This is a genomic window from Streptomyces tateyamensis, assembly GCF_003205575.1.
GTDB lineage: Bacteria > Actinomycetota > Actinomycetes > Streptomycetales > Streptomycetaceae > Kitasatospora > Kitasatospora tateyamensis.
Window position 1 is genome coordinate 1 of the sequence record NZ_PYBW01000211.1, and the last position, 5,802, is coordinate 5,802.

Genomic DNA, 5,802 nt, shown 5'->3' on the forward strand with positions numbered 1-5,802 from the left:
CCTGCTGAAACACCGAGGTCAGAGGTCTAGTCCATTGGGGAAGAGTCAACCGCCGCGCCGTCTATCCATCGATTGACATCCGAGCTACTGTGGATGTCATGACTGCGGCCTACGAGGACATGCCCTTCAGTGAGCTTCTCCACCATCCCGCCGCGACTACGCGTCGGCTCGACGCCGTCCGCGCGCTGCGGCTGCGCAGACGCGACGCGGAGGACCTGGCCCTGATGCGCGTCGACCAAATGGAGCGCGACACCACCGTCGTGGACTTCACCTCCCGCCTGCTCGCCGGGCTGGTCCGGACCGAGAACATCGGCGCCCTGCGCCAGGCGCTGCCCGAAGCCCTCCCCTGGAGCACCTTCCTGCCCGCCGAGGACATCGACACCCTGCTCGCCGAGCTGGTCGACACGGCGCGCGGCGCGGTGGCCCTGGACAACCTCTCACCGATCGCACTGCTGCTCGCCCAGTGGAGGCACAGCGCCGAGATCTATGCGGACCCTGCCTTGCACGCACTGCTCACCCGTGAACCCGAGGGCGACCTCGGTCCCGTCCCCGCGCCCGGGGCAGCGGAGTGAGCCCGAAGCGCGGAGACCGGGCCGCGCCACCCCCGACCGGCGACGAGTACGACCTCCGGTTCGCCAACACCGAGGCCGCCGACGGCTGGGAACACCTGAGCCGCCAGGCACCGGGCAACCTGCGCCGCGCCTTCGAGCGGATCCGCGCCACTCCCCGCGCCGCCGACATCCCCGACCGCCAGCACCGACTCAAGGGCAAACTCGGTACCACCACCTACAAGGGGCAAACCCTGGAACGCTGGCAGTACGAAGTCACTGGTGGAGGACGTATCTGGTACCTGCTCGACGATGCCAACCGCACCGCCTGGATCACCTACGCCGGCACCGGCCACCCCAAGGCCACGGACTGACGTGCTCACGGGCGACTGTCCGGCAGAGCACGCATGACCCGCCCCCGGGTCAGCCCCTCTTCCCGTTGGATAGCCCGTTGGGATATCCAACGGGACAACTTGCTCTGCCAGGAGCCCGGTTCCGGTCAGCCCGTCGTGCTGGCCGGTTGTCGCTTCCGCTGCCCCACCGTCTCGTCGGCTCGGCTTGTCGCTGAACTGCTCGCGTCCTGACCGTCCCGACCGCGCGGGGGCGAGTTCGGGCAACTGCTGGTCGGAGTCCCGGCACACGGCACGGCTCGTCCGTGGGCCGGTCGCTCGGCGCGGGTGCGGTCAGTGGGTCGGCGCGACGTCGGCCGCCGCCCTCGGCGAGCGCGACGATAGAAACGAAGGGTCGGCCCCCTGGCCGACCCCGTGCCTGCGATCCGGCCGTAGGACGGTCGCAGGCGACAACTTGCTCCGCAAAAGCGGAAGGAGTCCTTACTCCACAACTTGCTCCGACCCTGGGCGGTGCTGGGGTAAGCAGCGCTTACCCCACAACTTGCTCCCATCGGGCACCAGTCGAGCCCCACTCACGACCCGGCGGACCGCTGATCGCCGACACCCGCGAAGACCTCGGGGCCGGTCCGCCCCTGGGTCGGTCGGCGACGTCGCGCTACCTCCAACGGGCGGGGCCCGCCTTGAACCTCGTAGAGAAAATCTGGAACCTCGTAGAGAAAATCTGGACGCACCGCCTCGACCGGCGTCCCGGCGGCTCGCGCCCGCGTGGGGTGGCTGGTCAGTAGAGCTGGACGCGGGTGATAACGCAGTGGGGTTCGGGGGCGTCGGCGACGATGACGTACTCGGCGACCCCGAGGGAGCCTCCGGGGCCGAGTGCGATACGCCGTTGCTGGGGCCAGCGCTCGGAGGCAGTGCTGCCGGGCACGAGGCCGCTTGTGGCGTTGATCCGCACGGTGGCGGAGACGATGGCGCTGAAGATCGCCCCGGTCGCTGCCGGGTCCTGGAACAGGGCCTCGACCTCCGGGGAGAGGTAGCAGGGCCAGCCCTCGTCCTCGTCGTCCTCGTCGTCCTCGTCGTCCTCGTCGTCCTCGTCGTCCTCGTCGTACGGCTGATCGACGTCACTCAACGGGCAGCCCCGCCGCGCGACGGTGCTCGATCACCGAGGCGACGCTGCGCAGGGGCAGCGTGCCTGCCAGGGCGGCGGCGGTCAACTGGTCGCCGCGGGCCTGCCCGACATCGAGGACCGCCTCGCACCACCAGCGCCGCAGCACCGCCTCCGCGTCCTGCGGCGCGGCCGCCAGCAACTCCCGGTAGAACTCCATCCGCCGCGCCCCGGACAGCGCCGCCGCGATCCCCTCCGCGTTGCGCGGCACCGAATCCCCGGCGTCCTCGATCGGCTGCACCGACATCCCAGCTCCCTGCCTCTCCTACTACTCAACCCAGTCTGCCTCCCGGCACCCCAGGCGTCGACACACCACCGCCACGCCCGGGATCCCCGACCCGGCCGACCTTAACCCTGCCCTCACCCCCGACGCGCTGAGAAGCCGGAGAAGTCACCCGATCCAGCGGCCACGGGCCGGAATGCCGCAGCTCACCCCCTCGGCACGCCGCCCGCTTCCAAAGCCTCGACGCGAGCACGCAGGTCGGCGATCCGCTCGACGGCCTCGGCCAGTGCCAGCTCCAGCGCCTCGACGCGCGCCGCCGTCCCGCCGACGGGCGTGTTCCCCGCCTCCCCGTCATCTGAGTCACCGTCGGCGTCGGGGTGGGCGACGAAGGCTCCCTTGCCGGGGCGGGAGATCGCGTAGCCGTCCTGCTTCAGCAGGGCCATGGCCTTCTGCACGGACAGGCTGGAGGCCCCGTACTCCGCCATCAACACGGCCTGCGTCGGCAACGCGTCCCCAGGCTTCAGCTCCCCGGAGCGGATCCGCCCCCGCAGGGCCTCGGCGATGACCTCGAACGTCAGCAACACCGTGCCGCCCGCCGGTCTACGTCCCCGCCGCCCCACCGTCACCGCAGGTCACCACGCCTTCTCTGCGCTACTACCACCGAAATCCGGCCCGTCCAAAACGGAGGACCGGGGCCACAGTACTCGCGTCCCCACCGGCCACCGAAACAGATGAGGAGGGATGCACTTGAATGCGCCCTTGAAGCGATGCTACCTTCACGCACCACCGGTGAACACCACCGCTGACCAGGCCAGACGTCCCCGGCCCACCCTCCGCGCCCGCCGTCACGCGCACCGTGCCCACGTGCGCCGATCACCCGGGTCGCCCCTCAATCGCCTCTCCTCTTCTCCCGACTCCTGCCGGAGGTCTGTCCCCATGCCCGCGCAGCTCCAACTCCCCACCCCCGCAACCACCTCCACTCCCGCCAGCACGGCGTTCGCCGCACCAGCGCTCACCACCAGCCCCGACACAGCCGCGAACAGGAACTCGGCACTGGAACGCCGGGCGCGGCTGACCGCCAGGCTCGCCGCCGCCGGATACCTCGCACCCCTGGCCCGCCAGATCAGCTCCCTGGGCGGCTGCACCCGCCCGATCCGCCTGACCGGCCACCGCACCCGCCTGGACACCGCCACCGGCCAGATCCTCGACCACCTCGACACCCGCCACCTGCCCGCCGGCGAACTCCTGGTGCGGTGCGGCAACCGCCGCACCACCCGCTGCCCCGCCTGCTCCACCCTCTACCGCTACGACACCTACCAGCTCATCGCCGCCGGACTACGCGGCGGCAAGACCGTCCCCACCAGCGTCGCCACCCACCCCCGCGTCTTCGCCACCCTCACCGCCCCCGGCTTCGGCCCCGTCCACAACCAACCCGGCACCACCCCCTGCACCTGCGGCACCCGACACGCCGACGACGATCCACTCCTCGGCACCCCACTGAACCCGCAGCGGTACGACTACACCGGCGCGGTCCTGTGGAACGCCCACGCCCCCGCCCTGTGGGCCCGATTCACCACCCACCTGCGCCGCGAGATCGCCAAGGCCGCAGGACTGACCCAGCGCACCCTGCGCCACCACGCCACGCTCTCCTACGCCAAGGTCGCCGAATACCAAAAGCGCGGCCAGATCCACTTCCACACCGTCATCCGCATCGACGGACCCACCGGCCCCAACAGCACCCCACCCACCTGGGCCACCACCCAGCTCCTCGACCACGCCATCCGCGCAGCCGCGAACCGCACTCGCGTCCAGCACCAACACCCCTCCCGGGCCGGGGAGGCCGACCCGGCACAGCCGCCGGAACCCCCGGTGTTCCGGTTCGGGCGGCAGATCGACGTCCGCGCCATCCGCAGCACCGACTTCACCGGCGACGCCCCCATCACCGACCGGCACGTCGCCGCCTACATCGCCAAGTACGCCACCAAGGGCGCCGAGACCACCACCGGCACCCTCGATCGCCGACTGCGCTTCCTCGCCGAACTCGCCCAGTACGACCTCACCGACCACGCCCGCCGCATGATCCACACCGCCTGGCACCTTGGTGCCCGGCCCGAGCACGCCCACCTCCGCCTGCGCCAGTGGGCCCACATGCTCGGCTTCCGAGGCCACTTCTCCACCCGCACCCGCCACTACTCCACCACCCTCACCCACCTCCGAGCCGAACGCACCGCCTGGCGCACCCGCCAACCCGAACCCGCTGCGACGCCGACCGACCCGGCAATGGTCGACCGGCACGCCGGACTGCCGATCGGTGGCGGCCGGTCGGGCACTGACCGGCCCGGTGACCGCGATGACCTGATCGCCGGTCACACCGACCCCGGCCCCGGCCACCGCGCCGGTCACCGCGCGAAGGACGGGCGGCACGGCGCCACGGATACGACCCTGGGGATCTCGCACTGGCAGTACGCCGGAACCGGCCTCCTGCCCGAACTCGCCCACCTCGCCGACCTCCTGGCCACCCAGCCGCGCCCCCGACCCGAGCAACCGAGCCGCGCCAGGCACGCACAGCACTCCCGTGACCGGGCCGGTCACTCCACCGACCCGCTGACCACCCCCGTCCAGACGGGGGCGATCGCGTGACCGCCGACAGCGAACTCCTCACCGTCCCCGAGGTCATGGCCCGGCTCAAGATCAGCCGCTCCACCGTCTACGACCTCATCCGCACTCGGCAGCTCGCCTCCCTCACCATCGGCCGCGCCCGCCGCATCCCCGCCCACGCTCTGACCGCCCTCGTCCACCACCACCTCGAAGAGGCATCCTGATGACCACCGGCCCCACCTCCACTCCCGCCACCAGCTCGCGCAGGGTCCGCGCCAACGGCGACGGCACCGTCTATCAGCGCAAGGACGGCCGCTGGGAAGCCGCCGGCTACGTCCTCGCCCCCGGCGACAGCCGCAAGCGAGTCCGCGTCTACGGGATCACCCGCAAGGAAGCCCTCGCCAAGCTCACCGAGAAGACCGCCGCCAGCAACCGCGGCATCCCGGTGGTCTCCGCCCAGGGCAGCCTGGCCGCGTACCTGACGTACTGGCTGGAGAACGTCGCCGTCCACCACCTCCGCGAAACCACCCACACCCGCTACACCGCCTGCGCCAACCAGTACCTCATCCCCGGCCTCGGCAAGAAGAAGCTCGCCAAGCTCACAGCCAAGGACGTACGCACCTGGCTGAACGGGCTGCGGACCGTCTGCCAGTGCTGTGCGCGCGGTATCGACGCCCGCCGGAAGCCCAACGCTCAGGCCAGCCGCCGTCCGCGCTGCTGCGCGATCGGGAAGTGCTGCCGCAAGTACCTCTCCCCGCTGACGCTCGCCTACATCCACTCCGTGCTCAAGTCCGCGCTGGAGCACGCCGTCCGTGAGGAGGAGATCCCGCGCAACGTCGCCCGCAACGTCCGCACCGGCACGCCCCGACCCCGCCGCTTCGAACCCCTCACCGCCGAGGAGGCCCGGCACTTCCTCACCGC

At 71.3% G+C, this 5,802-nt stretch carries 8 protein-coding genes; 5 read left to right on the forward strand and 3 right to left on the reverse strand.

Annotation, left to right across the window (positions count from 1 at the left end; genetic code table 11):
* The first annotated feature begins 98 nt into the window (after window positions 1–98).
* Both C7C46_RS32600 and C7C46_RS32605 read left to right on the forward strand, forming a co-directional pair.
* Window positions 99–572, forward strand: a complete 474-nt coding sequence (locus tag C7C46_RS32600) for a hypothetical protein (protein ID WP_225446715.1) — start codon at window positions 99–101, stop codon at window positions 570–572.
* Window positions 569–922, forward strand: coding sequence for a hypothetical protein (locus C7C46_RS32605; RefSeq protein WP_110673530.1), 354 nt, complete (start codon window positions 569–571; stop codon window positions 920–922). Before C7C46_RS32600 ends, C7C46_RS32605 begins: the two co-directional genes overlap by 4 nt.
* Before the next feature lie 754 nt (window positions 923–1,676).
* Here the strand turns inward: C7C46_RS32605 and C7C46_RS32610 are convergent.
* The 3 genes from C7C46_RS32610 to C7C46_RS32625 all read right to left on the reverse strand — a co-directional run bounded on the left by C7C46_RS32610 (window position 1,677) and on the right by C7C46_RS32625 (window position 2,867).
* The gene (locus tag C7C46_RS32610) at window positions 1,677–2,024 is read right to left on the reverse strand and encodes a hypothetical protein (protein ID WP_181442660.1); all 348 of its coding nucleotides are present in this window, start codon (window positions 2,022–2,024) and stop codon (window positions 1,677–1,679) included.
* Window positions 2,017–2,307: a hypothetical protein gene (locus C7C46_RS32620; protein ID WP_110673531.1), complete on the reverse strand. Its 291-nt coding sequence runs from the start codon at window positions 2,305–2,307 to the stop codon at window positions 2,017–2,019. Before C7C46_RS32620 ends, C7C46_RS32610 begins: the two co-directional genes overlap by 8 nt.
* Before the next feature lie 182 nt (window positions 2,308–2,489).
* Window positions 2,490–2,867 (reverse strand): winged helix-turn-helix domain-containing protein, encoded by a 378-nt coding sequence (locus tag C7C46_RS32625; RefSeq protein ID WP_245985293.1) that lies wholly within the window; start codon window positions 2,865–2,867, stop codon window positions 2,490–2,492.
* A gap of 352 nt (window positions 2,868–3,219) precedes the next feature.
* On the opposite strand from C7C46_RS32625, the gene C7C46_RS32630 reads away from it, so the two are divergent.
* From C7C46_RS32630 to C7C46_RS32640, 3 genes are all read left to right on the forward strand, one after another.
* Entirely contained in the window at window positions 3,220–4,923 is a 1,704-nt protein-coding gene (locus C7C46_RS32630) for a replication initiator (RefSeq protein WP_110673533.1), read from the forward strand.
* Window positions 4,920–5,105 carry a helix-turn-helix domain-containing protein gene (locus C7C46_RS32635; RefSeq protein ID WP_110673534.1) on the forward strand — a complete coding sequence of 62 codons (186 nt, stop codon included), beginning with the start codon at window positions 4,920–4,922 and terminating at the stop codon, window positions 5,103–5,105. The genes C7C46_RS32630 and C7C46_RS32635 overlap by 4 nt, the downstream gene beginning before the upstream one ends.
* The coding region (locus C7C46_RS32640) for a tyrosine-type recombinase/integrase (protein WP_484421963.1) at window positions 5,105–5,802 on the forward strand (698 nt) is incomplete at its 3' end. The genes C7C46_RS32635 and C7C46_RS32640, both read left to right, overlap by 1 nt.